This window comes from Rhodovulum sulfidophilum DSM 1374 (assembly GCF_001633165.1).
Taxonomy (GTDB): domain Bacteria; phylum Pseudomonadota; class Alphaproteobacteria; order Rhodobacterales; family Rhodobacteraceae; genus Rhodovulum; species Rhodovulum sulfidophilum.
This window is the reverse complement of the sequence record NZ_CP015418.1, coordinates 2,039,558-2,064,941: the sequence shown is the minus strand read 5'-3', so window position 1 is coordinate 2,064,941 and position 25,384 is coordinate 2,039,558. Positions and strand designations below refer to the sequence as shown.

Below are 25,384 nucleotides of genomic sequence, written 5' to 3'. Positions count from 1 at the left end.
GGTCCCTCATGCGCCTTTTCTCCGTCCTTTTCGCCTGCCTTTTCGCGGTCGCGGTGGTTGTCGCGGGGCCAATCACGGGGCCGGCGCTGGCGCAGTCGGGCCCGTCTGTGCCCGGCCAGGGCCAGCCCAGCCCGATCCAGAACATTCTTCAGGAAAACCGAGCGCTTATCGAGAAAAGCTCGCGCAGGACAATCGGCCCCGCCATCGCGGCGCTGCGCGACAGCGGCCTGCCCGCCGCCCGGAACGTGCTGGAGAAATGGCAGGACAAGGCGCTTTACCAACGCAAGTCCGACGGGCTGTTCTTCTTTGCCGAGAAGGCCGGCGAGGACAGCTACCGCCTGATCGACATCGCCACCGGCGCCGATGCCGGCACGGCGAACCGGCAGAATCTGGACCGCCTCAGGCCCAATAGCGGCGTGCGTGCGCTGATCGGCGCGGCGCTGGTGCCCTACCAACTGACGGATCCGGACCCGGCGGTCCGCTCGGGCGCGCTGGACGCGATTTCCCGCAATGGCGAGGCCGCCCATCTGCGCGCCCTGCGCGGCGCCATCGCGTCCGAGACCGAGCCGGGGCTGAAGGCGCGCAAGGAGCGGCTGGAACGGCTACTGACCATCGCCTACGACCCCGACCCGGCCGCGCGGATCGCGGCCATCGAAAGCTTCGCGGGCGATCTGGGCGTCGATGTGCGCGCCACGCTGAACCCGCTGGTCGCAACCACCCGCGCCGTCACAACCGGCGCACCGCCCGAGACCGAGAACATCGCCCGCCGCCTGATCCCCGGCAGCGACGCCCTGCCCGAGGCCGAGGCCTACCGGCTGCTGGTCGCGGCCGGTCTGGCCCCGCCCCGCATAAGCGCTGCCGACAGGCGGAACGCGCTTGCGGCCCATATCGAGGACGGGGCCGTCGCGGGCATCCCGCTGAACGACCTGAACAGCGAGGCGACCCGCGAGCGCGCCTATGCGGCGCTTGCCGCCCGGGGCCTCGGCGCTGGTCACGCTGTCGCTGCGCGGCCCGCTTGCGATGCTTGCCTTTGGCCTGAGACTGGCTGTCATCCCGGATGACCGGGCGTCGTCCACCGGCTGACATCCCCCGGGCCACAGCAACTCGCGACGGGCCTCATCGCGAAACCGTCGCGCCGAGGCACATCTTCCCGAGGCCCGCGACCGTGTCGGGGTTGGCGCGTCGAGAAAAAGGCCCCCCTCCTGCATATCTCAGCCGAAACAGCCGGGGGTTGGCATTCCCTTCGATCTCTAAGGGCGGTGGATTTGGGCGATCCTCATGACCGGATGGCTGGCTTCTAGCCCGGCGCTGTCGATCTCGCCCCCCGCCTCCCTCGCGATGCTCCCACCCGCGGCACCGGCCGCGACCTGCGGCCGGGCAAGCTGTCCGGCCGCCCGCTGCGCGCGACCGACCCCGCCCGACCGGCCCGGGCAGACCGCCGGACGGGCGGGCTCAGGCCTCGGCCAGCACCTCGGCCAGCGTCGCGGCGGACAGCGGCACCGGATTACCCTTCATCGAGGACGATGCCCCCGCCTCGGCCGCGACCGCCGCATGGTCCATCCCGGGCAGCGGCGGCAGCCCAGACGCGGCGATCCAGTCCCAGAACCGGTCGAGCGCCTCCGGCCCCTGCCCGCCAAAGGCCGCCCCGATCCAGTCCAGAACCCGCTCGATCCGGGCGGGATCACCCCCTGCATCTGCAAGCGCCGCCCGGTTGGCGCGCAAGACCGGCACCAGCAAGCGGCCGCAGATCGCGCCATGCGGCGCCCCGGTCCGGCCGCCGATCACCCCGGCCAGCCCGTGCACCGCGCCGAGCCCGGCATTGGCCAGCGCCAGTCCGCCGGTCAGGCTGACCCGCGCCATCGCATCCCGCGCCGCCGGGTCCTCGGCCGCCATCAGCCGCGGCAGCGCCGCCAGCCCCTCGGGGATCGCGGCGGCGCAAAGCGCGTCGGTCAGGGGGGTCGCCCGGCAGGACAGATAGGGCTCGATCACCTGCACGATGGCATCGAGCCCCGAGGCCAGCGTCACCGCGCGCGGGCAGCCATCGGTCAGGGCAGGATCGACCAGCGCCAGATCGGGCAGCATGCGGATGTCGCGCAGGCTGACCTTGCGGCCCGCCCCGGGCACCCCGATCACCGCGTTGCGCGTGGCCTCGGACCCGGTGCCCGCCGTGCTGGGCAGCGCGGCAAAGGGCAAGGGCGCGCGCGGCAGCGGCAGCCCCGCGCCCACCACCTCGAGATGGTCGAGCACCGGCCGGTCCGAGGGCACCAGCGCGGCCAGAGCCTTGCCGAGATCGATCACCGCGCCGCCACCCAGCGCGACCACCGCCTCGGGCCCGAAGGCCCGCGCCTCGGCCAGAGCCGCCTCAAGCGCGGGCAGATCCGGCTCGCCCCGGCCTCGGATCTGGCAGACCATAGCACCCGCATCGGCAAGATCGGCCGCCAGCCGGTCGGCGAAGGCCACCGATCCGCCCCGCACCAACAGGATGCGCCGCCCCCAGCCCAGAAGCGCGGGCACGACCTCGGCCGCCCGGCCCCGGCCGAAGACGATCCGGCCGGGCGCGGCGAAGTCGAACCCCGCCACGCTCAGACCGCCTGCACCGCCGCGACCGCGCGCTTCCAGCGCTCGTACCGCGCATCGCGGGCGTCGCTCTCCATCGCCGGGGCGAAGCTGCGCTCCAGCGCCCAGGTCTTGCCGAATTCCTCCATCGTCGGATAAAGCCCGGCGCGCTGGCCCGCGAGCCAGGCCGCCCCCATCGCCGTGGTCTCGAGCACCTTCGGCCGGTCGACCGGGGCGCCGAGAATGTCGGCCAGGAACTGCATCGCCCAGTCCGACGCGCTCATGCCGCCATCGACGCGCAGCGCGGTATCGCCCTCGGCCGACCAATCGGCCCGCATCGCCTCGAGCAGATCGCGGGTCTGGTAGCCCACCGATTCAAGCGCGGCGCGGGCGAATTCGGCCGGCCCCGAATTGCGGGTCAGCCCGAAGACGCCGCCCCGGCATTCGGCGTTCCAGTAGGGCGCGCCGAGCCCCGTGAAGGCGGGCACCAGCACCAGGTCCTGGCCCGGGTCGGCGCGCTCGGCCAACCCCTGGGTCTCGGCCGCGGCGCGGATGATCTGAAGCCCGTCGCGCAGCCATTGCACCACCGCGCCCGCGATGAAGATCGAGCCTTCCAGCGCGTAGGTGCGCTTGCCGTCCATCTGATAGGCAATCGTGGTCAGCAGCCGGTTCTTCGAGGCGACCGGCGCGTCGCCCGTGTTCAAGAGCGCGAAACAGCCCGTGCCATAGGTCGATTTCAGCATGCCGGGCCGGAAACAGGCCTGACCGATGGTCGCCGCCTGCTGGTCGCCCGCGATGCCCATGATCGGGATCTCGCGGCCGAACAGGTCGGGCCGGGTCATGCCGAAATCGCTGGCGCAGTCATGCACCTCGGGCAGCATCGACATCGGGATGTCGAGCATCCGGCACATATCCTCGGACCAGACGCCCTTGCGGATGTCGAACAGCATCGTCCGCGCGGCATTGGTGGCGTCGGTGACATGCACCTTGCCGCCGGTCAGCCGCCAGATCAGCCAGCTGTCGACGGTGCCGAAGGCCAGGTCGCCGGCCTCGGCCCGGGCCCGCGCGCCCTCGACATTGTCGAGGATCCACTTGAGCTTGGTGGCCGAGAAATACGGGTCGAGCAGCAGCCCGGTTATCTCGGTGACCTGCGCCTCGCAGCCCTCGTCGCGCAGCCGCCGGCACAGATCGCCGGTGCGGCGGTCCTGCCAGACGATGGCGTTATGCACCGGGCGGCCGGTGGCGCGGTCCCAGACCAGCGTCGTCTCGCGCTGGTTGGTGATGCCGATCGCGGCGATATCCTCCGAAGCCAGTCCGGCACGCTCGATCACCTCGCGGCTGGTCCCGGCGGTCGAGGTCCAGAGATCGTCGGCATCATGCTCGACCCAGCCGCTGGCCGGGTAATACTGCTCGAATTCCTCCTGCGCGGTGGCGACCACGCCAAGATCCTTGTCGAACAGGATCGCGCGGCTCGACGTGGTCCCCTGATCGATGGCGAGAATGTGCTGCATGGCGAGTGCCTCCCCTGCTCCCTGGTCTCGTTGACTGTGTTCTGCAGGGAAATTTCTACAGGGAAATGGTCGGGGCCGGAAGAGAAAGCCCCCCAAAGGCCCGGAAGGCGCGCTCAGACCCGCCCGTCGGCCCCCGACAGGAAAACATCGACCGCCAGCTCGATGCGGTCGCGCAGGCCCGCGATGTCCCCCTCGGTGCCGCGCAGCAGGTTTTCCAGCGAACAGGGCAAGGCCATGTCCAGCAGCAGATCGGCGGCGCGACCGGTATCGGACAGCCGGATCTCCTGGCGGGCAACGGCGCGGTCGAGCTCGTGGCGGACCGCGCGGCCGTAGCTGCGCGGCCCCTCCTCGATCAGCAATTCGACCAGTTCAGGCGCGCGCGGCGCCTCTGCCAGCACCGCGCGCACCAGCTCGAGCGGCGCAGCACAGATGCCGGGCGCGAGATCCGGCCCCAGCAGCCGCTTGAGCCGGACCGACAGCGACAGCTCGCGCTCCTCGGGATCGAGCGGACGCACCACCCGCGCCCCGAGCCGCCGCAGCACCCCCCCGAACAAGGCGGTGCGCCCGTCGAAGACGGCATAGAGCGTGCGCTTGGACATGCCCGCCTCGCGGGCGACCGCGGACATGGTCGTGCCCGCCAGGCCGCTGGCCAGCAGCACCTTCTCGGTCGCGTCCAGAATCACCGCCTCGCGCTCGGCAGCGGTCATCTGCAGCGGTCTGCCCCGCCTTGGTGCGGTTTCGCATCGGTTCAAGGCAACTCTTCCGCAGTTCAGGTTTCTGTCACATCCGCCATGCAATTTCATGTTGCACAGAGGCGCGGAAGCAAATACCGAAACCGGAAAGTTTTGTAAATCCGTGCGACCAAATTACCGCCCCGAGAGGAGCCTCTTCATGCCGCGATCCTGTCCGCGCCCTGCCCGGGCCGTTCTTCCTGTTCTTGTCGCAGCGCTGACGCTGACCGCGGCTGCCGCCTTCGCGCAGGCACAGGGCGGCGAAAAACCACCGACGGCGGTGACCGTCGTCACCCTCAACGCCGAGGACGTGACGCTGAAAACCACCCTGCCGGGCCGCGTGGTCGCCTCGGGCATGGCCGAGGTCCGGCCGCAGGTGGCGGGCATCATCACCGACCGGCTGTTCGAGGAAGGCGCCGAGGTCGAGATCGGCGACGCGCTCTACAAGATCGACCCGGCCAGCTACGAGGCCCAGGTGGCCGCGGCGCGGGCCTCGGTCGCGCAGGCCGAGGCCAACCTGAAGGCCGCCGGCAAAGAGGCGACCCGGGTGCAGGAGCTGCTTGAACGCAATGTCGCCAGCGAACAGGCGGTCGATGACGCCATCGCCGCGCGCGATGCCGCCGGGGCCGCGCTGCAGGTTGCCGAGGCTCAGCTTCTGAGCGCCGAGATCGACCTCGAGCGGACCACGATCAAGGCGCAGCTTTCGGGCACGGTCGGCCGCTCGCTGACCACGCGCGGCGCGCTGGTGACGGCCGGGCAACCCGAGCCGCTGGCGGTGATCCGGACGCTCGATCCGGTCTATGTCGATGTCACCATGTCGGCGGCCGAGCTGGTGCGCTGGCGCCGCGGCCATACCGAACGCCAGCTGGCCAATGCCGATGTCTCGGTCGATCTGAACCTGCCCGATGGCAGCGGCTACGAACACAAGGGCACGCTGACCGCGGCCGAGCCGCATGTCGACGAACAGACCGGCGTGATCGTGCTGCGGATGAACTTCCCGAACACCGAAGGGCTTCTGCTGCCCGGAATGTATGTGCAGGCCGACATGCCCCAGGGCGTGATCGAGGGCGCGTTCCTCGTGCCGCAGGAAGCGGTGGGCCGCGACAGCCGCGGCCGGCCGACGGCGATGGTCGTCAATGCCGATGACGTGGTCGAGGCCCGCGTGCTGACGGTCCTGCGCGACAGCGGCAATGCCTGGATCGTGACCGACGGCATCGCGGATGGCGACCGCGTCATCGTGGCCGGTCTGCAGAAGGTCCAGCCCGGCGCCAAGGTCGCCCCGCAGGAACGCGCCGCGGCCGCGGCCGACGGTTCGAGCGGCGGCGGCAAAGACCAGCCCGCCCAAGGCAACTGAGCGCCAAGGAGCCCCAGAAAATGGCCCGTTTCTTCATTGACCGCCCGGTCTTCGCCTGGGTCATCTCGATCCTCATCATGGGGATCGGGCTGCTGTCGATCTCGACCCTGCCGGTCGCGCAATACCCGCAGATCGCCCCGCCCAACGTGACGGTGCATGCAAGCTATCCCGGCGCCTCGGCCGAAACGGTCGCCAATACCGTGACCCAAGTGATCGAACAGCAGATGACCGGCCTCGACGGGCTGCGCTACATCTCGTCGTCATCGACCTCGGAAGGCGGCGCCTCGATCGATCTGACCTTCGAGACCGGCACCGACCCCGACATCGCCCAGGTGCAGGTGCAGAACAAGCTGGCACAGGCGACCGCGCTGCTGCCCGAGACGGTTCAGCGCCAGGGCGTGACCGTGCGCAAATCCTCGGCCAGCTTCCTGATGGTGATCGCGCTGATCTCGAAGGACGGCACGCTCGATCAGGTCGACCTGTCGGACTACATGGAAGCCAACCTCGTCGACGAATTCGCCCGGGTCGAGGGCATCGGCGAGGTGCAGGTCTTCGGCTCGCAATATGCGATGCGGATCTGGCTCGATCCCTCCAAGCTCGCCGCCTATGACATGACCCCCTCGGACGTGGTCTCGGCGGTCTCGGCCGAGAACGCGCAGATTTCGGCCGGGGCCTTCGGGTCCCTGCCCGCCCCCGACGGCCAGCAACTGAACGCGACGATCACCGCGCAATCGCTGCTGACCAAGCCCGAGGATTTCGAGCAGATCGTGCTGCGCGCCGAAACCGACGGGGGACTTGTTTTACTGAAGGATGTCGCCAGGGTCGAGATCGGTGCCGAGAACTACTCCACCATCGCCCGCCGGAACGGCCAGCCCGCCGCCGGCATGGCGCTGCGGCTCGCGCCCGGCGCCAACGCGCTCGACACGGCAGACCGGGTCAAGGCCAAGATCGACGAATTCGCCGAGTTCTTCCCCGATAACGTCGATTACGTGATCCCCTACGACACCACCCCCTTCGTCAAGATCTCGATCGACGAGGTGGTCAAGACCCTGTTCGAGGCGATCATCCTCGTGTTCCTCGTGATGCTTCTGTTCCTGCAGAACCTCCGGGCAACGCTGATCCCGACGCTGGCCGTGCCCGTCGTCCTGTTGGGCACCTTCGGCGTGCTCGCGGTCTTCGGCTATTCGATCAACACGCTGACCATGCTGGCCATGGTGCTGGCCATCGGCCTTCTGGTCGACGACGCCATCGTCGTGGTCGAGAACGTCGAGCGGATCATCGAGGAAGAGGGCCTGTCCCCGCGCGAGGCCACGCGCAAGTCGATGGGCCAGATCACCGGCGCCCTTGTCGGCATCGCGCTGGTGCTGTCGGCGGTGTTCATCCCGATGGCCTTCTTCGGAGGCTCGACCGGCGTCATCTACCAGCAGTTCTCGGTCACCATCGTCTCGGCAATGGCGCTGTCGGTGCTGGTCGCGCTGACCCTGACGCCCGCGCTCTGCGCCTCGATCCTGCGCTCGAAGGATGCGGTCCATACCCATCGCGGTCCGTTCGGCTGGTTCAACATCCTGTTCGAGAAGGTCGCCGGCGGCTATGCCTCGACCGTGGGCTGGATCGTGCGGCGGCCGCTTCGGGTCGGCGTGATCTACATCGCCCTGGCCGCGGTAATGGCGCTGCTCTTCATCAGGACGCCCACCGGCTTCCTGCCCGAAGAGGATCAGGGCATCCTGTTCACGCTGATCCAGGGGCCGACCGGCGCCTCGGCCGAACGCACCCAGGCGGTGGCCGACGAGATCCAGAACTACTACCTGACCACCGAGGCCGAGAACGTCAATTCGGTCTTCACCGTGGTCGGCTTCTCCTTCGCCGGACAGGGGCAGAACATGGGGCTCGGCTTCGTCCAGCTCAAGGACTGGGACGAACGCGAGGACCCGTCGCAAAGCGTGCAGGCCATCGCCGGGCGTGCCTTCGGCGCCTTCAGCCAGATCCAGGACGCGATGGTATTCCCGATCGTGCCGCCCTCGGTGATCGAGCTTGGCAACGTTTCGGGCTTCGACTTCTACCTGCAGGCCCGCGGCGGACAGAGCCACCAGGAGCTTCTTGCCGCGCGCAACCAGCTGCTGGGGATGGCCTCGCAAAGCCCGCTGATCGGGTCGATCCGGCCCAACGGGCTTGAGGATGCGGCCCAGTTCAATCTGGATATAGATTGGCGCGCAGCCGGTGCCATGGGGCTGTCGGCGACCGAGGTGGGCAATCTGCTGTCGGTCGCCTGGGCGGGGAAATACGTGAACGACTTCGTCGATCGCGGACGCATCAAGCGGGTCTATGTCCAGGGCGAGGCCGAAGCGCGGGCGACACCCCAGGATATCGAGCTCTGGCGGATCCGGAACGACTCGGGCGGGCTGGTGCCCTTCTCGAACATCTCGACCGCGAACTGGGAATTCGGCGCCCAGGGCCTGACCCGCTATAACGGCATGCCCTCGATGTCGCTTCAGGGCTCGCCGGCCGGGGGCGTGACCACCGGCGAGGCCATGGCCGAGATGGAGCGGCTGGCCAGCCAGCTGCCGCCGGGCTTTGCCATCGCCTGGACCGGCCTGTCGCTGGAAGAGCGCGAATCCGGCAGCCAGGCACCGCTTCTCTACGCGCTGTCGCTGGCGGCGGTGTTCCTCTGCCTCGCCGCGCTGTACGAAAGCTGGGCGATCCCCTTCGCGGTGATGCTGGCGATGCCGATCGGGGTTCTGGGCGCGCTTCTGGCAGCCTGGCTCGGCGGTTTCGAGAACGGCGTGTTCTTCCAGGTCGCCCTGCTGACGGTGATCGGCCTGACCGGCAAGAACGCGATCCTGATCGTCGAGTTCGCCCGCGACCGGCAAGAGGCGGGCTCGAGCCTGTTCGAGGCCGTCGTCCATGCCGCCCAACAGCGGTTCCGTCCGATCATCATGACCTCGATGGCCTTCAGCCTTGGCGTTCTGCCGCTGGTGCTGAGCTCGGGCGCGGGCTCGGGCGGGCGCAACGCCATCGGCTCGGGCGTTCTGGGCGGCACGCTCAGCGCCACCATCCTCGGCGTGCTGTTCGTGCCGCTGTTCTACACCGCGATCCGGAAGATCGCGGGCGGCCGCATGGCCAAGTAGACAGCGCGCCGGAAAGGCACGCATCGCCCAGAGACGCCCGGCCGATAACGGCCGGGCGTTTTCATTTGGGGCCACGTCCCGCCGGGCCTTCGCGGCAAGCCGTGGTGGGGGAAGGGATCAGGACCGGTTCAGAATGCCGTGTCGCCGGGACCGTGGCGGCGGCGTTGCCAGTCGTCGTAGAAGGTGGCCCGGCCGCGACCGCGCCGCTTCGATTCGTAAAGCGCGATATCGGCCTCCTGCAGAAGCACGTCGCAAGACGGCCGGCGCGCCAGGGTCGCGACCGCGATGCCGATACTGGCCGAAATCCGGCAGTCCACTCCTTGAAATTCCATCGGTTGCTCGATCCGTTCGATCAGCCGGGAGGCATGGGACAAGAGATGATCGCGGTCGACGAAATCGACCATCAGCACCACGAACTCGTCCCCCCCGACCCGGGCGATGACATCGCGGCTTCGGAAATGGCTGCGCAACACCGCCGCGACCATGCGCAGAACGGCATCGCCCATGCCATGACCATGATTGTCATTGACCGCCTTGAACAGGTCGAGATCGAGTTGCATCAGCGCGAAAGGCAGACTGCTTGCAGACAGCCGCCCCAGCGCATCGTCCAGGGCCCGGCGGTTGGCAAGCCCGGTCAGCATGTCGGTCGCCGCCTCGACCTCGGCGGTGAGCCTCGCCCCGTTCAGCCGGAGCGCCAGCCGCCGAAGCTCTCCCACCACCGCGGTCTTGGCCTCGTTGAGATAGAGAAGCTCGATCGCAAGGTCGGTCGGCGCGAAATCGGAGGATGTGAGGTCGAAGCGGCCGACGGCATCGACCAGCGAAATCCCGAGCGACAGGTTCAGGAGCGCCGCCCCTCCGGGCAGGGGCACCACCAGCCCCTTGAGCGCGATCTCGGGCCGGGCATTCAGCGTGAACTTGAGCGCACCGCCCTGCATCTGCAACAGCTCTTCCAGCCGGCGGGTCGCGCGGGGCCGGCGCAATGTCACGATCTCGGTCCAGGCGCGCAGCGCCAGCGGCGCCCCGGCCAGACGCTGCAATGTCGGCCCGGCCCGGATCACCTCGCCGCTGGCGTCGATCCAGAGATGCATCGGCATCAGCCGGTCGAGCGCGGCACCGGACAGGGCCGGTCCCACCTCCTGCATCGCCCCCTGCCCCGGCATGTCGGGCGGCATCTTCATGCCAGCGGCCCCTTCAGCGAGAAGCTGCGGCCGGCCGAGAAGGCGGTGTCGAGCAGGCGCACCCCGAGAAGGCCGCCATCGGGTCGTTCCTCAAGCGGTTCGAGCAGAACCAGCGCCCCGTAATCGTCGGCCATCGCCCGAAGCAGCCCCTGCAGGATATAGAAGGCCGCGGGCCAGTCGCCGCGACAGTCGAGCCGGTATCCGTCGGTGGCATCTTCGGACAGGCGCAGCTCGGGCAGCACCAGATCGGGCACGGCAAGCCGCGCGCGGTCGGGCAGATCCTCCAGCGAGAACAGGAACTCGAGGAATGTCTCGCCGCCGAAGCGCAGCAGACGCCGGACCGGTTCCAGCGCGCTCTGCGACACCAGATAGGTTCCCAGATCCTCCAGCAGCATGGCCTGCGGCAGAGCCAGCCGGGCGCTGGCCGAGACAAGCAGCGCCTCGGTCGTGGCATCCTCGTAGTTCAGCATGGCCTCGAAGGCGTGACGTTCAAGCCCGGCATCGCGCACGATATCGGCCCACACCTGCTGACCGTAAGTATCGGCAAGAAAGAAATGGATGGCGCGATTGATCAGCCCTTGCATAGGAACCGGCCCACTCCCTGAACGATATGGCAGGCGCGATCCTCTGCGCGTCGACTTAAGAAATGGCAAAGATGCCACCGCGTCTTCCGGGTCTTCCGGCGCGCGCCCGGGGTGAGTGCCGGGGGTCCGTAACGGGGCTCAGCGCCCGAAGAACAGCGTCCGGCCCTCGACCTCGAGCGCATTGAGCTGCATCGGCCGCAGATCGTAGCGGCCCGCGATCAGGGCATCGATGGCCGCCCCCGCATCGCGATAGGGATCGGCCCCGCCGAGATAGTCGGGACTGCGCATCGTATAGCCGCCCGCCTCGGGGAAATAGGCGCGCAGAAGCGGGCCCTCGCCCGGGCGCTGGGCGAGGATCAGGATCTCGTCGCCGGGCCGGGCCCCCGAAAGATCGGCCAGAACCGCAACGCAGGAAGGGTTGCCGCCGGCCGTGCGCGCGGCGCAGGCTTCGGAAATCTGCCGAACCTCCCAGGGCCGCAGACCGGCAACGAAGCCCTCGGGCAGCGTCGCGCCTTCGGGGCGGACCGGCAGCGTCAGGGCCAGGCTGCTGCGGTCGTCGGCAAGTGCCCGGCCCCGCCGCGCCAGCTCGAAATCGGCGCGGCTCGCTGCGCCCTTCAGCGCCGCAAGCTGCCGCTCCATCGCCTCGGCGCCGGAGCCGTCCTCCATCGCGGCAAGCCGCTCGAGCGCGGCCTGCCCCGCCCGGCCCCAGTCATGGCCGAGGGTCCAGAGATCGAGCTTGTCGGCCGGAACGCGCCCGTCGGCATAGCGCGCCACCTGATCGGCCGCCGAGATCCGCTGCGGATCGAGCAGCGGGGTCAAAAGCCCCGCCGCCAGCACCATCGCGGTCAACGCCATCGCCACATTGACCCGCCGCACCCCGGTCGCCCAGCGCCGCCGCCCGAGCGCGGCGAGGGCATAGCCGAGCCCGTAGCCCATCGCCAGCAGGGCCAGAACCGCGGCCAGCACCCGTTCGGGCGTCGCGCCATACTGCCCCAGCCGCATCGCCACCGCGGTTCCGGCCAGCGCGGCCAGAACCGGCAGCAGCAGCGCCAGAAGCCGCGCGCAGCTCTCGGCCAGTGCGCCCCGGGGACGACACGCCTCTCCGGCATCGGCGGCCGAGGAAATCAGCGTGACCGCCCCGAATGCCGTGGCCAGCAGGATCGAGGCCGCCGAAAGACCGCCGAACAGATGCCCGATCCCACGCAGCGGCAAGGCCAGCAGAAATACCGCGACCACGGCCAGCACCACCGGCAGCAGCAGCCGGAACAGACCCAGCATCAGCTCGGGCGACAGGTATTCGGAGCGCTCGCCGACGACCGCCAGCGCCAGCCCCAGCGTGAGACCGGTCAGCAGATAGGGCACCGGCTCGAGCTCGAGCAGCCATTCGATCACCTCGAGCCCGACCAGGCCGAAAAGCGCGTTCGACAGGAACAGGATCCCCCAGGCCAGGCCGACGAAAAGCCAGGCCGCGGAAAAGCGCACCACGATCTCCCAGGACCGGGTGAACAGCGCGCCGTAATCGAGCCAGCGCCCCCCGGGCGAGAAACCGGCGATCAGGAAGGGCGGCGCCAGAACCAGCAAGGCGGCAAAGGCGGCGGGCGCGACGATATCGTCGAGCGCGCCCGCGACCGTGTCGAAGCGCAGGCTGGCCCAGGTCATCAGCCCGGCCATCGGCAGGGCCAAGAGGGCCGCCGCCGCCAGCGCCCGGCCCAGCCTGAGCGCGCCCGCCATGGCAAGGGCGGCGATGAAGAAGGCGGTGCCGAAGGAGGACAGCAAGAGGTGAAGCCGGGTCATTCCGGCCATCGGCCCGGGCAGGAGCTCGAACAGCAGCCAGGCCGCAAGCCCGGCGCCCCCGCCCAGAGCCCCGTAGCTCCACCGCCCCGGCAGGCCTTGCGTTCCGTCCGCCATCGCTGTCTCCCTGATCGTCGTCGCGCGACCATAGCGCCGGGCGCGGGCGCGGACCAGAGCACCGGGCCGGGCCCGGAACCCGCTCGGCGGTCAGCCGCGTCCGGCCGCGATCCCGTCGAGATAATCCGGAAGCGCGCCGACATCGGGCAGCACGACCCCGGCCAGATCGGACAGATCCTCGGCGCGCGCAGTCCCGGTCAGAACGCCCGCGGTCGCGGCCCCCGCGGCCCGGCCCGCGGCCAGATCGAACCGGCTGTCGCCCACCATCAGCACCTCGTCCGGACTGCGGCCGGTGGCGGCGGCGAAGGCCAGAACCTGCCCCGGCCCCGGCTTGGCGCCATGGCCGCTGTCGAAGCCCGCGATGAAATCGAAGGCCCCGCGCACGCCCGCCGCCTCGAGCTGGGCCAGCGCGGGCGCCTCGGCATCATTGGTCGCGACCCCGAGCACGAGACCGCGCGCGGCAAGCCCCTCCAGAAGCGGGCCGAGCGCGACGGCGGGCACCATGGGCGCGGCGACCGAGGCCTCGGTCAGATGCCGCGCCAGCGCTTCGGCCCGCCATTCCGGCAGATGCGGCAGCAGCCGACGCACGACATCATCGGTGGTGCCCGCGACCACCGGACTGTCGGGACGGAAGCGCGCGGCACAAAGGTCGAAGCCCAGCGCGCTGGCCAGCGCCGCGCGCCGCGCCGGATTGCCCTGCGCGAGCTCGGTCAGCAGATCGAGCGCCCAGCCCGCCCAGCTGCGCTGAAAATCGAAAAGCGTTCCATCCTTGTCGAAAAGGATTGCCGAGATCCTGGTCATGCCGGTTCCTGTCTGTCCCGGCCCGTTCTGCGGGGCGCACCGCCCGGCTGCAAGCCCCCGCGGATCGAAAAGCAATGAAAATGCCGGTCAGTCAGGTCCAGTGCGGATCGGCGCCCCCGGGCAGTCCCGCCCGCGCCGCCATGACCGCCTCGCCGGGCCGCCCGCAGGCGGCGCAGAACCGCAGCACCCAGGCATCGTCGAGCAGCAGGAAGTCCAGCACCGACGCAAGGAACTCCGGCTCCGAGGCCCGGTCGCGCAAATCGCCCGCGCTGGCCCCCGTTGCCCCGAGAAAGACCGGCAGAAGCTCTTCGTCGCCGACCAGCCAGGCCAGCGCCTCAAGCGCAACGGTTTCGGCGAAATCCTGCATCCACTGGCACCCTGACCAAACGTTAAAGGGTTTGTTAACGAATACCTCTCAAAAATGAACCCCGAAAAACAGGGTAAATGGTTCCCAAACACATTTCCTGTGGAGAGCCGATGTCTCGCCGAATATTGATCGTGGATGACGTTGCGACCAACCGGATCGTGATGAAGGTTCGTCTTCGCAACGCCCATTACCAGGTCCTCCAGGCCAGCGACGGCCGGACGGCTCTCGAACTGGCGCGCACCGAACGCCCGGACCTGATCCTGCTGGACATGTGCCTGCCCGATATCGAGGGTACCGACCTCTGCCGGCGGCTCAAGGCCGGTCGCGAGACCGCCTCGATCCCGCTGATCGTGGTCACCGCGGGCCGCGCGCCCGAGACCAAGATGCGCGCGCTGGAGGCCGGGGCCGACGAATTCCTGTCGAAGCCGCTCGACGAGATGATCCTGCTGGCGCGGGTGCGCAGCCTGCTCCGGGCACGGGAAACCGCCGAGGAACTGGCGCTGCGCAACGGCACCCACCAGGTGCTGGGCTTTGCCGAGGCGGCCCCGAATTTCGCACCGCCCGGCCTGGTCGCGCTGATCGCCAGCGATCCGAGGCGGGCGCGGGCCTGGCGCGCGGCGCTGGTGCCGCTGATCTCGGACAGCCTGACGGTGCTGAGCCGGGCCGAGGCGCTGAACCCGCAACCCGGCGCGGCACAGCCCGATGCCTATGTGATCGACGCCGACCTGACGGCCGAGGGGGCGGGCCTCAGGATGGTCAGCGAACTGCGCGCCCATCCCGGCTCGCGCGATGCCGCGATCCTGATCGTGGTGCCCGAGGCGGCCCGCGAAACCGCGGCGATGGCGCTCGATCTGGGGGCCAACGACCTGATCGCCGACCCGATGGACGCGCAGGAACTGGCGCTCAGGATCAAGATGCAGATCCGGCGCAAGACCCAGTCCGACCGGCTGCGGGCAACGCTGGAGGACGGGCTCCGGCTGGCGGTAACCGATCCGCTGACGGGGCTGTTCAACCGCCGCTATGCCCTGCCCCATGTCGCCCGGGTCGCCGAGCGCGCCGCCGAGACCGGGCGAAGCTTCGCGCTGATGATCCTCGACATCGACCGCTTCAAGCTGGTCAACGACCATTACGGCCATGCCTCGGGCGATGCCGTGCTGGTCGAGGTGGCGCGGCGGCTCAAGGAAAACCTGCGCGCGGTCGATCTGATCGCGCGGATCGGCGGCGAGGAATTCATGGTGGCGCTGCCCGAAACCGATGCCGAGCGCGCCTGCGGCACCGCCGAGCGGCTGCGCCGGGCGATCGAGCGCCGTCCCGTGGCGCTGCCCGGCGGCGCCGGCGAGATCCCGGTGACGATCAGCGTGGGCGTGGCGATCGGCGACGGCCGCGCCTTCGTCACCGGCCAGGTCGATCTCGAAGCCAAGGTGCGCGAGCTGATGGAGCATGCCGACCGCGCGCTTTACGGTGCCAAGGCCTCGGGGCGAAACACCGTCGAGATGTCGCGCAGCGCGGCCTGACCGCACTTGCGGGCCCGCGCAATCCCCCTTGCGAGAAGGCCCTGCGACAAAGACAGCACGGCCAAACAGGGGGTGGAAAACGCAAAACCTCTCGGGCCGCCGGAGCGGAGCGGGACAGTCCGGTCACCGGACGATCACTGTTAAATCACGGGGCGCGATCAGCGGGCATGGGGCGGCGCTTCGCAGCGGTTGCGGCCGGGCGGACCGTGCCGCAGCACCCGTTCGAGCCGGTCCGCGAAGGCCGACCGCTCGTCCGGCGACATCGCCGACAAGCGGTCGAGCATCAGCTTGCGCACCATCCCCGCATGCGCCTGCACCCGGGCCTCCTGTCGGTCGAGGACCGCCGCAATCCGGTCGGCATCGAATGTCTCGCCGCGCAGCGCGGTCAGCATGTCGCGGAAGCCCTGCCGCACCTCGCGCCGCTCTTCGCGGAACCGCGGCGCCTCGGCCCGCAGCGCCTTGCGGATCGCCGCCCGGTCCGTATCGGCAAGCGCGCGCCCATAGGGGCCGAGCGCCATCATCGTCACGGCATGGTCCCGCCCGACGCCGGACCTGTGGCCGAGCACCGCGCCGCCGATCAGGCCCAGCAGCAGCACATTCACCGCAAGGCTGAGCCCCAGGGCCAGGGAAAACCGGTTCCGGCCTCGCCGGGGGCCTGCGGTCTCTGCTGGGTCGGCCATGCTCATCCCTCCGTCAGATAAGTGTCGAGGCTGGACATCAGATCGTCCGGTCCATAGGCCGATCCGAGAATCTCGGTGCTGAGCCTGCCGACATCGCCCGGCCCGGCATATCCGATCCAGAGCCCGAAGACGCCTGCCGCCGCAACCCCCGCAAGCGCCGGCCAGCCGCCAATGGCGGCCAGCAGCAGCGCCGGAACGCCACGCCGCATCCGGGCCCGGCGCGGGAGGCTCCTGCCTGCGCTCCTCCCTGCGGCGGCCGTCACCATCGCGTCGTCCATGATCCGCGCCATCAGCGCCGCGGAGGGCTCGGACCGGTCCTGCCGCGCCGCCTCGAACAGCGCCTCGAGCGCCTCGTCTTTCATCCTCGGTTCAGTCATCGTCGAACCCCAATGCCTCGCGCTGCCCGGCCAATGTCCGGGCCAGCGCCCGTTTGCCCCGGGCGGTCAGACTTTCGACCGCCTCGACGCCGATCTCGAGAACCGCGGCGATCTCGGGGTTCGAGAGCCCCTCGATATGCCGCAGGATCACCGCCTGCCGCTGCCGCTCGGGCAGACGCGCCAGCGCCGCGTCAAGCGCCGCGACCCGGGCCGCCTGCTGCAACCGCGCCTCGGCGCCGGGGCTGTCATCGGGCGGCTCGGGCACCTCGTCCAGTGCAGCGCCGCGCCGGCGACGCAGCCGGTCGGTGCAGAGATTGGTGACGACGCGGTAGAGCCAGGTCGTCACCCGCGCCTCGCCCGGGCGCCAGTCGGGCGCGATCCGCCAGAGCCGCAGCATCGCCTCCTGCGCCACGTCCTCGGCCTCGGCCGCATCGCGCAGCAGGCGACGGGCATAGGACAGCACCCAGGGCGTCATCCTGAGCGTGAGCAGCCGCGCGGCACGGGCATCGCCCCGGCCGCAGGCCAGAAGCAACGCCTCGTCGGCTTCTCCGTCTCCGGCATCGAAAGGCATGTCCATCCTGCTTTCGGCCTACCCCGTCGCCCCGGGCCCCGGCAAGCGGGCGGCGCCCCGTCCGGGCAACGCCGCCCATCCCCTGCCTCACCGCTGCGCGGCAGGACCCTGCTGCCGCATCATACCGCGGAACGTGCGGATGGCGGCCTCGAATTCATCCTGCGACAGGCTGCCATCGCCATCGGCATCGATGCGGTTGAACATCATTTCGGGCCCGGGCCGGGTCGCCAGTTCCTCGGCGCTGAGCTGGCCGTCGCCATCGCCATCCAGCATCTCGATCAGCCGCTCGGCGCGCGCGGCGCGATCCTCGGGGCTGAGCGAGGGATCGCCGAAGCCGCCATAGCCCATCGGTCCCGAACCATCGAGCCCGCCGAACATCCCGTAGCCGCCGCCCATCGGACCCTGCCCCTGCATCGCCCCGCGCGGCCCCATGCCACCCGGACCACCACCGCAGGCCCCGCCCATGCCAGGTCCCATCGGGCCCATCATACCTTGGCCCATACCCTGGCCCATACCTTGGCCCATGCCGCCGCCGCGCTGCATGCCATGCCGGGCCTGCATGCCGCAGCCCTGCCCTCCTTGGCGCCAGCCGCCCTTGTCGCGGCCCTGTGCCCGACCCGCCCGACCGGCCGGGCCGAGTTTCTGCACCTCTTCGGGCGAGAGCATGCCATCGCCATCGGTATCGAGACCGGCAAAGCGGGCCCGGGCCCGGGCGGTGAACTCGTCCAGCGAGATCGCGCCATCCCCATCGGCATCCATCCGGTCAAAGAGCATGCCCTGACGGGCGGCTCCCGCGCCCGGCCCCTGCTGGGCCATTGCCGGCGCGGCCAGGGACAGGATCGCCGCCGCCCCGATTGCCAGCGCCGCGCTCGACATCTTCGTTGCATTCCGTGCCATCTCGACCTCCTTCGGTCCTCTCTGCCGGGCGACCTTGCGTCGTCCGCCTTCGAAAGCTGTTACGGGGCGCCTGCGGGTTTCCGTCGCCATCTTCTTTCCCGTCTTCTTTCCGGTCTTGTCCCCCGCCTTCCCTGCCGCCGCGACCTCGTCCGCCGCCGCGCCTCGGGCCCCGGACTTGCGACATCCCGCCGCAAGGACAGACCGCCCCATTTTTAAGGGTTCCATGCTTGACTAGTTTTGATCTCGCAGGCCGGGGATGCGGCATGCGATGGGATACACGGACAAAGAACATGATCGGATCTCACGTCAGACCCGTGGGCGCGGCCGTGATGCGCGGCTGGTGCAAACGTTGCCCGAATTGCGGAGCGGGTCCGATGCTGTCGGGCTATCTCGCGGTGCGCGAACACTGCCCCGTCTGCATGGAAGAGCTGCACCACCACCATTCCGATGACGGCCCCGCCTATCTGACGGTGCTGATCGTCGGATTGCTGAGCGCGCCGCTGGTCGCGGGCAGCATCGCCGTCTTCCGTCCCGACCCTCTGGTGCTGACCTCGGTCTTTTCGATTGGCTGCGTCGCCCTGGCACTCTACCTTCTCCCCAGATTGAAAGGCGTGATGGTGGCATTGCAATGGGCGAAACGGATGCACGGCTTCGGCCAACCGGCGGAATAGACGACCCTCCGATCCGCGATGCGGCAACGGCGATCGTGCTGCGCGATGCCGCCACGACGCCGCGCGTCCTGATGGGGCAGCGCGGCGCGGGCGCGGCCTTCATGCCCAACAAGGTGGTCTTTCCGGGCGGCGCCGTCGATCCGGTCGATGCCACGGTGCCGCTGGCCTGCCCGCTGGCCGCAGCCTGTGCCGCGCGGTTGCAGGCCGAGGCCGACCCCACCATGGCCGACGCGCTGGCCGCCGCGGCGATCCGCGAGCTCTGGGAAGAGACCGGGCTGATCCTCGGGCGCCCCGGCGCCTGGCCCGGCCCGGCTCCGAAGGGCTGGCGCGGCTTTGCCGCCTCGGGGCATCTGCCCTCGCCCGAGGGCTTTCACTTCATCTTCCGCGCGATCACCCCGCCGGGGCGGCCGCGGCGTTTCGATGCGCGCTTCTTTCTGGTCGAGGCCGAGGCGCTGGCCAGCGACCCCGACGATTTCTCGCGCGCCGAGGACGAGCTGAGCCAGTTGCAGTGGATCCCGCTGGCCGAGGTGCGCCGGTTCGACCTGCCCTTCATCACCGAAGTGGTGCTGGCCGAGGTCACACAGCTGATCCGGGGCGGGCTGCCTCCCGCCAGCGTGCCGTTTTTCGACAATCGCGCCCCGGTCTCGAAATTCCAGCGCCTCGCCTGACCGAAAACCGCGACCGGCGGAGCGGCTCCGGGATTAGAGCGGCTTTTGCCCGACCGACCGGCCGACCCCGGCGGGACGCGGCAGCGCGGCATGGGCGCGCGCGATCTCGGCCATCCGGCGGGCCAGCTCCGCTCCGGGCTCGGCGGCCTGGCGGGTCTCGAGGCTCACATGCACCAGCAAGGCCTCTGCGGTCGCGACCTCGCACCCCTCGGCGAACAGCCGGTGGAACAGATGGAGCTTGCGGCCTTCCGCGGCCAGGCACAGGCTCTCGACATGCAGCGCAGCGCCCGGTTTCGCCTCGGCGAGATGGCGGATATGCGATTCGACGGTAGAGAAGCTGGCCCCGCCCGCGATATAGGCCGCGTCGCAGCCCATCAGCTCGACCACCCGGTCGGACGCGTCCGAAAAGACCTGCATATAGCGCGCCTCGGTCATGTGGCCGTTGTGATCGACCCAGTCCAGCGGCACGGTTCGCGCCACGCTGCGGATCGGCCCGGCGATCTCGGCCGCGCCGTTTTCGAGCAGGGCATCGACGTCGCGCAGATGCGCGCCCGCCCCCCAACCGGCCCATTTCAGCGCCCGGAGCACCGCGACGAGGTTCCTGTCGCGGATCCGTTCCAGCTCTTCGAGCGACCGCCCGCCCGACTGCGTCCCGGCCTGTTCGGCCACGGTGCGGGCCAGTGCCTCGGTCGCCTCGGGCATTTCGGTCAGATGGGTGCGGGGCAGATCGAGCCCCGGCCCGATCCGCGACACCACCTGGTCGACCCCGGCCGCACCGCCGGACAGCAGTGCGGATTCGAACGGCCCCATCTGCGCCCAGTTGAGCCCGACCCCCATCCGCACCGCCTCGTCTATCTCGGCGGTGGTGGCGACCCCGTCATGCACCAGCCAGAGCGCCTCGCGCCAGACCGCCTCCATCAGCCGGTCGGCGATATGGCCGTCGATCTCGCGCCGGACCGGCAGCGGCATCATGCCGATGCCGCGCAGCACCTGTTCGGCCCGCTCGAGCGCCCAGCCGGGCGCATCCTCGGCCATGACCAGCTCGACCAGCGGCAGCAGATAGACCGGGTTGAACGGATGCGCCACGACGATCTGGCAGCGCCGCGCGCCCTGCCCGTAAAGCGCGGTCGGGGTAAATCCCGCCGTCGATGAGGCAATGATCGCGTCATCGGCGGCATGTTCCTGCACCTTCTGGTAAAGCGTGCGCTTGAGGTCCAGCCGTTCGGGCACGCTTTCCTGGATCCAGTCGGCGCCCGACACCGCCTGCGAGATGGTGGCGGCATGGACGACGTCGCCCTCGGGCGGCAAGCGCCGGTCCGACAGGCCCGGCAGCGCGCGACGGGCATTGTCGAGCACGGAGGCCACGCGCGCGGCCGCGTCCGGATCGGGGTCGAACACACGCACCGCCCAGCCCATCAGGGCAAAGCGCGCCGCCCAGCCCGCACCGGCGGTCCCGGCACCGAGAATGGCGACAGAGCCGGTCACGCCGCCGCGCCGGCCGCGGCCCGGCCGCGACCTGCCCCGCCATTCATGCGCCCGTCATCCGTGTGAACATCCATGGTCACTCCCCCATCCCCAGCGCCCATAATGTCGCCCGCCGCCAGCGGGGCAAGGGCCGGGCCGGATCGCCCGCACGATGGATACCGGGCGTGCCAGAGATGCAACGCAGGGCTGCCGAAGAGGCCCGGTCCGCCCTCAGAACGGCATCGGATAGGCCTTGTGCATCGCCGCGATCTCGGCCTGGATTTCGGGCGACAGGGTCAGATCGGCCGCGCCCAGGGCGGTTTCAAGCTGCGCGGTCGAGGTCGCGCCGATGATCGGGATCACCGGGAAGGGGCGGCTGGCAACGAAGGCAAGCGCCATCTGCACCGGGTCGAGCCCATGTGCCTTGGCGATCGCCAGATAGCCCGACACCGCCTCCCAGACCCGGGGCGTGATCCGGCCGCCAAGCTCGGGGCTGCGCGACCGGCGCGAGCCGTCGGGCGTGACATCGCCCGCATATTTGCCGCTGAGCAGACCTGCGGCAAGCGGGCTGTAGGCCAGCAGCGGCAGGTTCTCGTTCACGCTGAGCTCGGCCAGATCGGTGTCATAAAGCCGGCAGAGCAGCGAATATTCGTTCTGAAGCGTCTGCGCCCGCGGCAGGCCCTTTTCCTCGGCCAGGCGCAGCCATTGCGCCATGCCCCAGGCGGTTTCGTTCGACAGCCCGAAATGGCGGATCTTGCCCGCCTTGACCAGTTCGTCGAGCGTTTCGAGCACCTCTTCCATATTGGCCAGCGTCGCGGCGCGGTCCTGATGCGAGGGATCGTAGGCCCAGTTCTTGCGGAAATGATAGGAGCCGCGGTTCGGCCAGTGCAGCTGGTAGATATCGATATAATCGGTGCGCAGCCGCCGGAGCGAGCCCTCGACCGCCCGGAGCAGGGAGTCGCGGCAGACCGGTTCGCCCTCGCGCACCGTCTTCATGCCCTCGCCGGTCATCTTGGTGGCGACGATCCAGTCCTTGCGGCGGCCGCTATCCCTGAACCAGTTGCCGATGATCCGTTCGGTGCGGCCCACGGTTTCGGCCAGGACCGGCGCCACCGGATACATCTCGGCCGTGTCCATGAACTGCACGCCCCGCTCACAGGCAAGGTCGATCTGGGCATGTGCCTCGTCCTGGTCGTTCTGGCTACCCCAGGTCATCGTTCCCAGACACAGGCAGGACACTTCCAGCCCGGTGCGGCCCAGCGATACTTTCCTCATGTTCCATCCCTCATTGCAGTCCGCACGAAAAGGTATCCCGCGAATGGGCCGGTGCAAGGCGGATTTGTTCTCGCCCCTTCCGGTTCGCCCATCTGCTGGCCCCGCATGTCGACCCCGCCATGCCGATCCCCAGTCGATCCTCAGTCGGGGCACCAGTCGGGGCGCCGAAACGAGGCGACGACGCGGGGTGACAAAACCCGACGGCGACCTCGACAACCAACCGCCCTGACCGGAAACGCGAGCCCCGGAAACGCGAGGCCGGTCCCCTTCCGGATCCCGGCCTCCCTGCACCGGCGAAGTCTAGCAGATCGTCCGCCCGGGAAGGCGGGAAAAACGTATAGAGAACATCTAAACAACAAGACGTAATGTCAAAGCCTCCGATCCGGGCCGCCCCGGCGCCGCCCGGCGGCCCTGTCCAGCCCGGGCGAGGTCGCGGCTGCGACCCAAAGGCACCCCCGCTTGAACGGCCCCTCACCGCCCCCGATCTGGCGTGAGGATCGAGCCACAAACGGAGAAAAACAAATGGATATACGCTTCGACGGCAAAACCGCGCTGATCACCGGGGCAAGCACCGGGATCGGCGCCGCCATCGCCCATGAACTGGCCGCATCCGGAGCCACGGTCTGCCTGGCCGCGCGCACCGCCTCAAAGCTGACCCCGGTGGTCGAGGACATCGCCGCGGCGGGCGGCAAGGCCTATGCCATGCCCTGCGACGTGTCCGATCCGGGCGCCGTCGAGGCGCTGGTCGCGCGCACGGTCGAGACCACGGGCGGGCTGCATCTGCTGGTCAACAATGCCGGGATCTCGGGCCCCGCGGCCGATGCCGGGGCCTATCCGCTGGACGGCTGGCGCGAGGTCATCGACACCAACCTCAACGGCGTCTTCTACGGCCTGCGCTTCGGCCTGCCCGCGATCGAGGCTTCGGGCGGTGGGGCGGTGGTCAACATGAGCTCGATCCTCGGCAGCGTCGGAATGGCCACCTCGCCGGCCTATGTCGCGGCCAAGCATGCGCTGCTGGGCCTGACGAAATCGGCGGCGCTGGCCTATGCCCGGCGCGGCATCCGCATCAATGCCGTCGGCCCCGCCTTCGTCAGGACGCCGATGATCGATGACGGGCTCGATGCCGAGACCCAGGCCCGGATCACCGCGCTGCATCCGGTCGGGCGGATGGGCCGGTCGGACGAGATTTCGGGGCTGGTGGCCTTCCTGTTGTCGGACCGGGCCAGCTTCGTCACCGGCAGCTATCATCTGGCCGATGGCGGATTTACGGCGCAATAGGCCCCCAAAGGCCATGCCAGAGCCCCATGAGGCTCTGGCCCTTCGGCGCATGGCAGGATAAACGGGCCTCAAGATCCGGCAAGAAGGCAACGGCAGATGGCACGCATCCTGATCACCTCGGCGATCCCCTATATCAACGGGATCAAGCACCTGGGCAACCTCGTCGGCAGCCAGCTTCCGGCCGACCTTTACGCCCGCTACTGCCGCGCCCGCGGCCATGAGGTCATGTTCCTCTGCGCCACCGACGAGCATGGCACCCCCGCCGAACTGGCCGCGGCCAAGGCCGGCAAACCGGTGGCAGAGTATTGCGCCGAGATGCACGAGGTGCAGGCCGAGCTTGCCCGCGGCTTCCGGCTGTCCTTCGACCATTTCGGCCGCTCGTCGAGCCCGCAGAACCACCGGCTGACGCAGTATTTCGCGGGCCGGCTGGCCGAGAACGGGCTGATCGAGGAAGTCAACGAGCGTCAGGTCTATTCCAATGCCGATGGCCGCTTCCTGCCCGACCGCTATATCGAGGGCACCTGCCCCAATTGCGGCTACGAGAAGGCGCGCGGCGACCAGTGCGAGAACTGCACCAAGCAGCTCGACCCGACCGACCTGATCGAGCCGCGCTCGGCGATTTCCGGGTCCACCGATCTGGAAGTGCGCGAGACCAAGCACCTGTATCTGCGCCAGTCGAAACTGCGCGACGATCTGGGAGCCTGGATCGACGGCAAGACCGACTGGCCGGTGCTGACCACCTCGATCGCCCGGAAATGGCTGAACGATGGCGACGGGCTGCGGGACCGGGGCATCACCCGCGACCTGAACTGGGGCATCCCGGTGAAGAAGGGCGAGGAGGACTGGCCCGGCATGGAGGGCAAGGTCTTCTATGTCTGGTTCGACGCGCCCATCGAATATATCGCGGCCTCGGCCGAATGGGCCGAGAAGCAGGGCCGCCCCGAGGCCGACTGGCGGCGCTGGTGGCGGCTCGACGAGGGCGCGGCAGACGTGCGCTATGTCCAGTTCATGGGCAAGGACAACGTGCCCTTCCATACGCTCAGCTTCCCGGCGACGATCATGGGCTCGGGCGATCCCTGGAAGCTCGTGGATTACATCAAGTCGTTCAACTACCTGAACTACGATGGCGGCCAGTTCTCGACCAGCCAGGGCCGCGGCGTGTTCATGGACCAGGCGCTGTCGATCCTGCCCGCCGACTACTGGCGCTGGTGGCTTCTGTCGCATGCGCCGGAAAACTCGGACAGCGAGTTCACCTGGGAGAATTTCCAGACCTCGGTCAACAAGGACCTGGCCGATGTGCTGGGCAATTTCGTCAGCCGGGTGACCAAGTTCTGCCGGTCCAAATTCGGCGAGGTGGTGCCCGAGGGCGGCGCCTATGGCGACCGCGAGCAGGAGCTGAACGACGATCTCTATATCCGCATCCGCGCCTATGACGCCCATATGGAGGCGATGGAGATCCGCAAGGCCGCGGCCGAGCTGCGGGCGATCTGGGTGGCGGGCAACGAGTATCTGCAGGAGGCGGCGCCCTGGTCGGTCTACAAGGAAGACCCGGACAAGGCCGCCGCGATCATCCGCTTCTCGCTGAACCTGATCCGGCTTTACGCGGTGCTGTCGGCGCCCTTCATTCCCGATGCCGCCAAGGCGATGATGGAGGCGATGCAGACCGGGGACGATACCTGGCCCGAACAGATGACCCATGCGATGGAGCGGCTCGCCCCGGGCCAGGCCTTCACCACGCCCGAGATGCTGTTCCGCAAGATCCTGGACGAAGAGCGCGAGGAATGGCAGGCGCGCTTTGCCGGCCAGCGGGGCTGAGCCCGGCCGCCCGGCTCCGGCAGCTGTCGCAAGATGGGTATTTGACCCAAGAAGAAGGG

Annotated in this window: 22 protein-coding genes; 8 read left to right on the top strand and 14 right to left on the bottom strand. The window is 69.3% G+C overall.

From position 1 onward, the window contains the following. Positions 1 to 8: 8 nt before the first annotated feature. Positions 9 to 1,061 (top strand): hypothetical protein, encoded by a 1,053-nt coding sequence (locus A6W98_RS09775; protein ID WP_052677996.1) that lies wholly within the window; start codon positions 9 to 11, stop codon positions 1,059 to 1,061. 391 nt (positions 1,062 to 1,452) lie between these two features. On the opposite strand, the gene A6W98_RS09770 is transcribed toward A6W98_RS09775, so the two are convergent. The 3 genes from A6W98_RS09770 to A6W98_RS09760 all read right to left on the bottom strand — a co-directional run bounded on the left by A6W98_RS09770 (position 1,453) and on the right by A6W98_RS09760 (position 4,774). Beyond that, the gene (locus tag A6W98_RS09770) at positions 1,453 to 2,580 is read right to left on the bottom strand and encodes an iron-containing alcohol dehydrogenase (RefSeq protein ID WP_042460913.1); all 1,128 of its coding nucleotides are present in this window, start codon (positions 2,578 to 2,580) and stop codon (positions 1,453 to 1,455) included. Positions 2,581 to 2,582: 2 nt separating this feature from the next. Further along, entirely contained in the window at positions 2,583 to 4,067 is a 1,485-nt protein-coding gene (gene glpK / locus A6W98_RS09765) for a glycerol kinase GlpK (protein WP_042460910.1), read from the bottom strand. 113 nt (positions 4,068 to 4,180) lie between these two features. Continuing rightward, positions 4,181 to 4,774 carry a TetR/AcrR family transcriptional regulator gene (locus tag A6W98_RS09760; protein ID WP_042460908.1) on the bottom strand — a complete coding sequence of 198 codons (594 nt, stop codon included), beginning with the start codon at positions 4,772 to 4,774 and terminating at the stop codon, positions 4,181 to 4,183. A 184-nt stretch (positions 4,775 to 4,958) separates the two neighbouring features. On the opposite strand from A6W98_RS09760, the gene A6W98_RS09755 reads away from it, so the two are divergent. Further along, on the top strand, positions 4,959 to 6,152 hold the full coding sequence (locus A6W98_RS09755; RefSeq protein WP_052677995.1) for an efflux RND transporter periplasmic adaptor subunit: 1,194 nt from the start codon (positions 4,959 to 4,961) through the stop codon (positions 6,150 to 6,152). Positions 6,153 to 6,172: 20 nt separating this feature from the next. After that, positions 6,173 to 9,277: an efflux RND transporter permease subunit gene (locus tag A6W98_RS09750; RefSeq protein ID WP_042460904.1), complete on the top strand. Its 3,105-nt coding sequence runs from the start codon at positions 6,173 to 6,175 to the stop codon at positions 9,275 to 9,277. A 128-nt stretch (positions 9,278 to 9,405) separates the two neighbouring features. Here the strand turns inward: A6W98_RS09750 and A6W98_RS09745 are convergent, their stop codons facing one another. From A6W98_RS09745 to A6W98_RS09725, 5 genes are all read right to left on the bottom strand, one after another. Continuing rightward, positions 9,406 to 10,455: a GGDEF domain-containing protein gene (locus A6W98_RS09745; RefSeq protein ID WP_052677994.1), complete on the bottom strand. Its 1,050-nt coding sequence runs from the start codon at positions 10,453 to 10,455 to the stop codon at positions 9,406 to 9,408. Beyond that, positions 10,452 to 11,039: a heme NO-binding domain-containing protein gene (locus A6W98_RS09740; protein ID WP_042460902.1), complete on the bottom strand. Its 588-nt coding sequence runs from the start codon at positions 11,037 to 11,039 to the stop codon at positions 10,452 to 10,454. The genes A6W98_RS09745 and A6W98_RS09740 overlap by 4 nt, the downstream gene beginning before the upstream one ends. Positions 11,040 to 11,177: 138 nt before the next feature. Then, on the bottom strand, positions 11,178 to 12,947 hold the full coding sequence (locus A6W98_RS09735) for a DUF4153 domain-containing protein (protein WP_042460899.1): 1,770 nt from the start codon (positions 12,945 to 12,947) through the stop codon (positions 11,178 to 11,180). Positions 12,948 to 13,037: 90 nt separating this feature from the next. Beyond that, on the bottom strand, positions 13,038 to 13,748 hold the full coding sequence (locus tag A6W98_RS09730; protein WP_042460896.1) for an HAD family hydrolase: 711 nt from the start codon (positions 13,746 to 13,748) through the stop codon (positions 13,038 to 13,040). A 91-nt stretch (positions 13,749 to 13,839) separates the two neighbouring features. Next, positions 13,840 to 14,115 carry a DUF3572 domain-containing protein gene (locus A6W98_RS09725; RefSeq protein ID WP_042460893.1) on the bottom strand — a complete coding sequence of 92 codons (276 nt, stop codon included), beginning with the start codon at positions 14,113 to 14,115 and terminating at the stop codon, positions 13,840 to 13,842. A 131-nt stretch (positions 14,116 to 14,246) separates the two neighbouring features. Here A6W98_RS09725 and A6W98_RS09720 point away from each other — a divergent pair, with 131 nt between their 5' ends. Next, positions 14,247 to 15,629, top strand: coding sequence for a diguanylate cyclase (locus A6W98_RS09720; RefSeq protein WP_231098413.1), 1,383 nt, complete (start codon positions 14,247 to 14,249; stop codon positions 15,627 to 15,629). A 158-nt stretch (positions 15,630 to 15,787) separates the two neighbouring features. Here A6W98_RS09720 and A6W98_RS09715 read toward each other — a convergent pair whose 3' ends face one another. The 4 genes from A6W98_RS09715 to A6W98_RS21930 all read right to left on the bottom strand — a co-directional run bounded on the left by A6W98_RS09715 (position 15,788) and on the right by A6W98_RS21930 (position 18,154). Next, positions 15,788 to 16,309 (bottom strand): periplasmic heavy metal sensor, encoded by a 522-nt coding sequence (locus A6W98_RS09715; RefSeq protein ID WP_042460887.1) that lies wholly within the window; start codon positions 16,307 to 16,309, stop codon positions 15,788 to 15,790. A 2-nt stretch (positions 16,310 to 16,311) separates the two neighbouring features. After that, a complete protein-coding gene (locus tag A6W98_RS09710) occupies positions 16,312 to 16,686 on the bottom strand; it encodes a hypothetical protein (RefSeq protein ID WP_155734765.1) in 375 nt (124 codons plus the stop codon). Then, a complete protein-coding gene (locus A6W98_RS09705) occupies positions 16,679 to 17,263 on the bottom strand; it encodes an RNA polymerase sigma factor (protein WP_042460883.1) in 585 nt (194 codons plus the stop codon). The genes A6W98_RS09710 and A6W98_RS09705 overlap by 8 nt, the downstream gene beginning before the upstream one ends. A gap of 81 nt (positions 17,264 to 17,344) precedes the next feature. Beyond that, a complete protein-coding gene (locus A6W98_RS21930) occupies positions 17,345 to 18,154 on the bottom strand; it encodes an EF-hand domain-containing protein (RefSeq protein WP_052677993.1) in 810 nt (269 codons plus the stop codon). Between the two features lie 290 nt (positions 18,155 to 18,444). On the opposite strand from A6W98_RS21930, the gene A6W98_RS09695 reads away from it, so the two are divergent. After that, positions 18,445 to 18,825, top strand: coding sequence for a DUF983 domain-containing protein (locus A6W98_RS09695; protein ID WP_052677992.1), 381 nt, complete (start codon positions 18,445 to 18,447; stop codon positions 18,823 to 18,825). After that, on the top strand, positions 18,783 to 19,493 hold the full coding sequence (locus tag A6W98_RS09690) for an NUDIX hydrolase (protein WP_042460878.1): 711 nt from the start codon (positions 18,783 to 18,785) through the stop codon (positions 19,491 to 19,493). The genes A6W98_RS09695 and A6W98_RS09690 overlap by 43 nt, the downstream gene beginning before the upstream one ends. Before the next feature lie 33 nt (positions 19,494 to 19,526). Here the strand turns inward: A6W98_RS09690 and A6W98_RS09685 are convergent, their stop codons facing one another. Beyond that, the gene (locus A6W98_RS09685) at positions 19,527 to 20,978 is read right to left on the bottom strand and encodes a carnitine 3-dehydrogenase (RefSeq protein ID WP_042460876.1); all 1,452 of its coding nucleotides are present in this window, start codon (positions 20,976 to 20,978) and stop codon (positions 19,527 to 19,529) included. 210 nt (positions 20,979 to 21,188) lie between these two features. Next, on the bottom strand, positions 21,189 to 22,232 hold the full coding sequence (locus tag A6W98_RS09680) for an aldo/keto reductase (protein ID WP_042460873.1): 1,044 nt from the start codon (positions 22,230 to 22,232) through the stop codon (positions 21,189 to 21,191). A 522-nt stretch (positions 22,233 to 22,754) separates the two neighbouring features. Here A6W98_RS09680 and A6W98_RS09675 point away from each other — a divergent pair. Further along, a complete protein-coding gene (locus tag A6W98_RS09675) occupies positions 22,755 to 23,510 on the top strand; it encodes an SDR family NAD(P)-dependent oxidoreductase (RefSeq protein ID WP_042460866.1) in 756 nt (251 codons plus the stop codon). A 96-nt stretch (positions 23,511 to 23,606) separates the two neighbouring features. Continuing rightward, entirely contained in the window at positions 23,607 to 25,325 is a 1,719-nt protein-coding gene (gene metG, locus A6W98_RS09670; protein ID WP_042460862.1) for a methionine--tRNA ligase, read from the top strand. Positions 25,326 to 25,384 lie beyond the last annotated feature (59 nt).

Excerpts from the sequence above, each read along its gene's own strand:
- A6W98_RS09715 (WP_042460887.1), bottom strand. The coding sequence starts at position 16,309 with ATGGCCGACCCAGCAGAGACCGCAGGCCCCCGGCGAGGCCGGAACCGG.
- A6W98_RS09725 (WP_042460893.1), bottom strand. The coding sequence starts at position 14,115 with ATGCAGGATTTCGCCGAAACCGTTGCGCTTGAGGCGCTGGCCTGGCTG.
- A6W98_RS09675 (WP_042460866.1), top strand. The coding sequence starts at position 22,755 with ATGGATATACGCTTCGACGGCAAAACCGCGCTGATCACCGGGGCAAGC.
- A6W98_RS09750 (WP_042460904.1), top strand. The coding sequence starts at position 6,173 with ATGGCCCGTTTCTTCATTGACCGCCCGGTCTTCGCCTGGGTCATCTCG.
- A6W98_RS09680 (WP_042460873.1), bottom strand. The coding sequence starts at position 22,232 with ATGAGGAAAGTATCGCTGGGCCGCACCGGGCTGGAAGTGTCCTGCCTG.
- glpK (WP_042460910.1), bottom strand. The coding sequence starts at position 4,067 with ATGCAGCACATTCTCGCCATCGATCAGGGGACCACGTCGAGCCGCGCG.
- metG (WP_042460862.1), top strand. The coding sequence starts at position 23,607 with ATGGCACGCATCCTGATCACCTCGGCGATCCCCTATATCAACGGGATC.
- A6W98_RS09730 (WP_042460896.1), bottom strand. The coding sequence starts at position 13,748 with ATGACCAGGATCTCGGCAATCCTTTTCGACAAGGATGGAACGCTTTTC.
- A6W98_RS21930 (WP_052677993.1), bottom strand. The coding sequence starts at position 18,154 with ATGGCACGGAATGCAACGAAGATGTCGAGCGCGGCGCTGGCAATCGGG.
- A6W98_RS09690 (WP_042460878.1), top strand. The coding sequence starts at position 18,783 with ATGGGCGAAACGGATGCACGGCTTCGGCCAACCGGCGGAATAGACGAC.
- A6W98_RS09745 (WP_052677994.1), bottom strand. The coding sequence starts at position 10,455 with ATGAAGATGCCGCCCGACATGCCGGGGCAGGGGGCGATGCAGGAGGTG.
- A6W98_RS09755 (WP_052677995.1), top strand. The coding sequence starts at position 4,959 with ATGCCGCGATCCTGTCCGCGCCCTGCCCGGGCCGTTCTTCCTGTTCTT.
- A6W98_RS09775 (WP_052677996.1), top strand. The coding sequence starts at position 9 with ATGCGCCTTTTCTCCGTCCTTTTCGCCTGCCTTTTCGCGGTCGCGGTG.
- A6W98_RS09710 (WP_155734765.1), bottom strand. The coding sequence starts at position 16,686 with ATGACTGAACCGAGGATGAAAGACGAGGCGCTCGAGGCGCTGTTCGAG.
- A6W98_RS09695 (WP_052677992.1), top strand. The coding sequence starts at position 18,445 with ATGATCGGATCTCACGTCAGACCCGTGGGCGCGGCCGTGATGCGCGGC.
- A6W98_RS09760 (WP_042460908.1), bottom strand. The coding sequence starts at position 4,774 with ATGACCGCTGCCGAGCGCGAGGCGGTGATTCTGGACGCGACCGAGAAG.
- A6W98_RS09735 (WP_042460899.1), bottom strand. The coding sequence starts at position 12,947 with ATGGCGGACGGAACGCAAGGCCTGCCGGGGCGGTGGAGCTACGGGGCT.
- A6W98_RS09740 (WP_042460902.1), bottom strand. The coding sequence starts at position 11,039 with ATGCAAGGGCTGATCAATCGCGCCATCCATTTCTTTCTTGCCGATACT.
- A6W98_RS09705 (WP_042460883.1), bottom strand. The coding sequence starts at position 17,263 with ATGGACATGCCTTTCGATGCCGGAGACGGAGAAGCCGACGAGGCGTTG.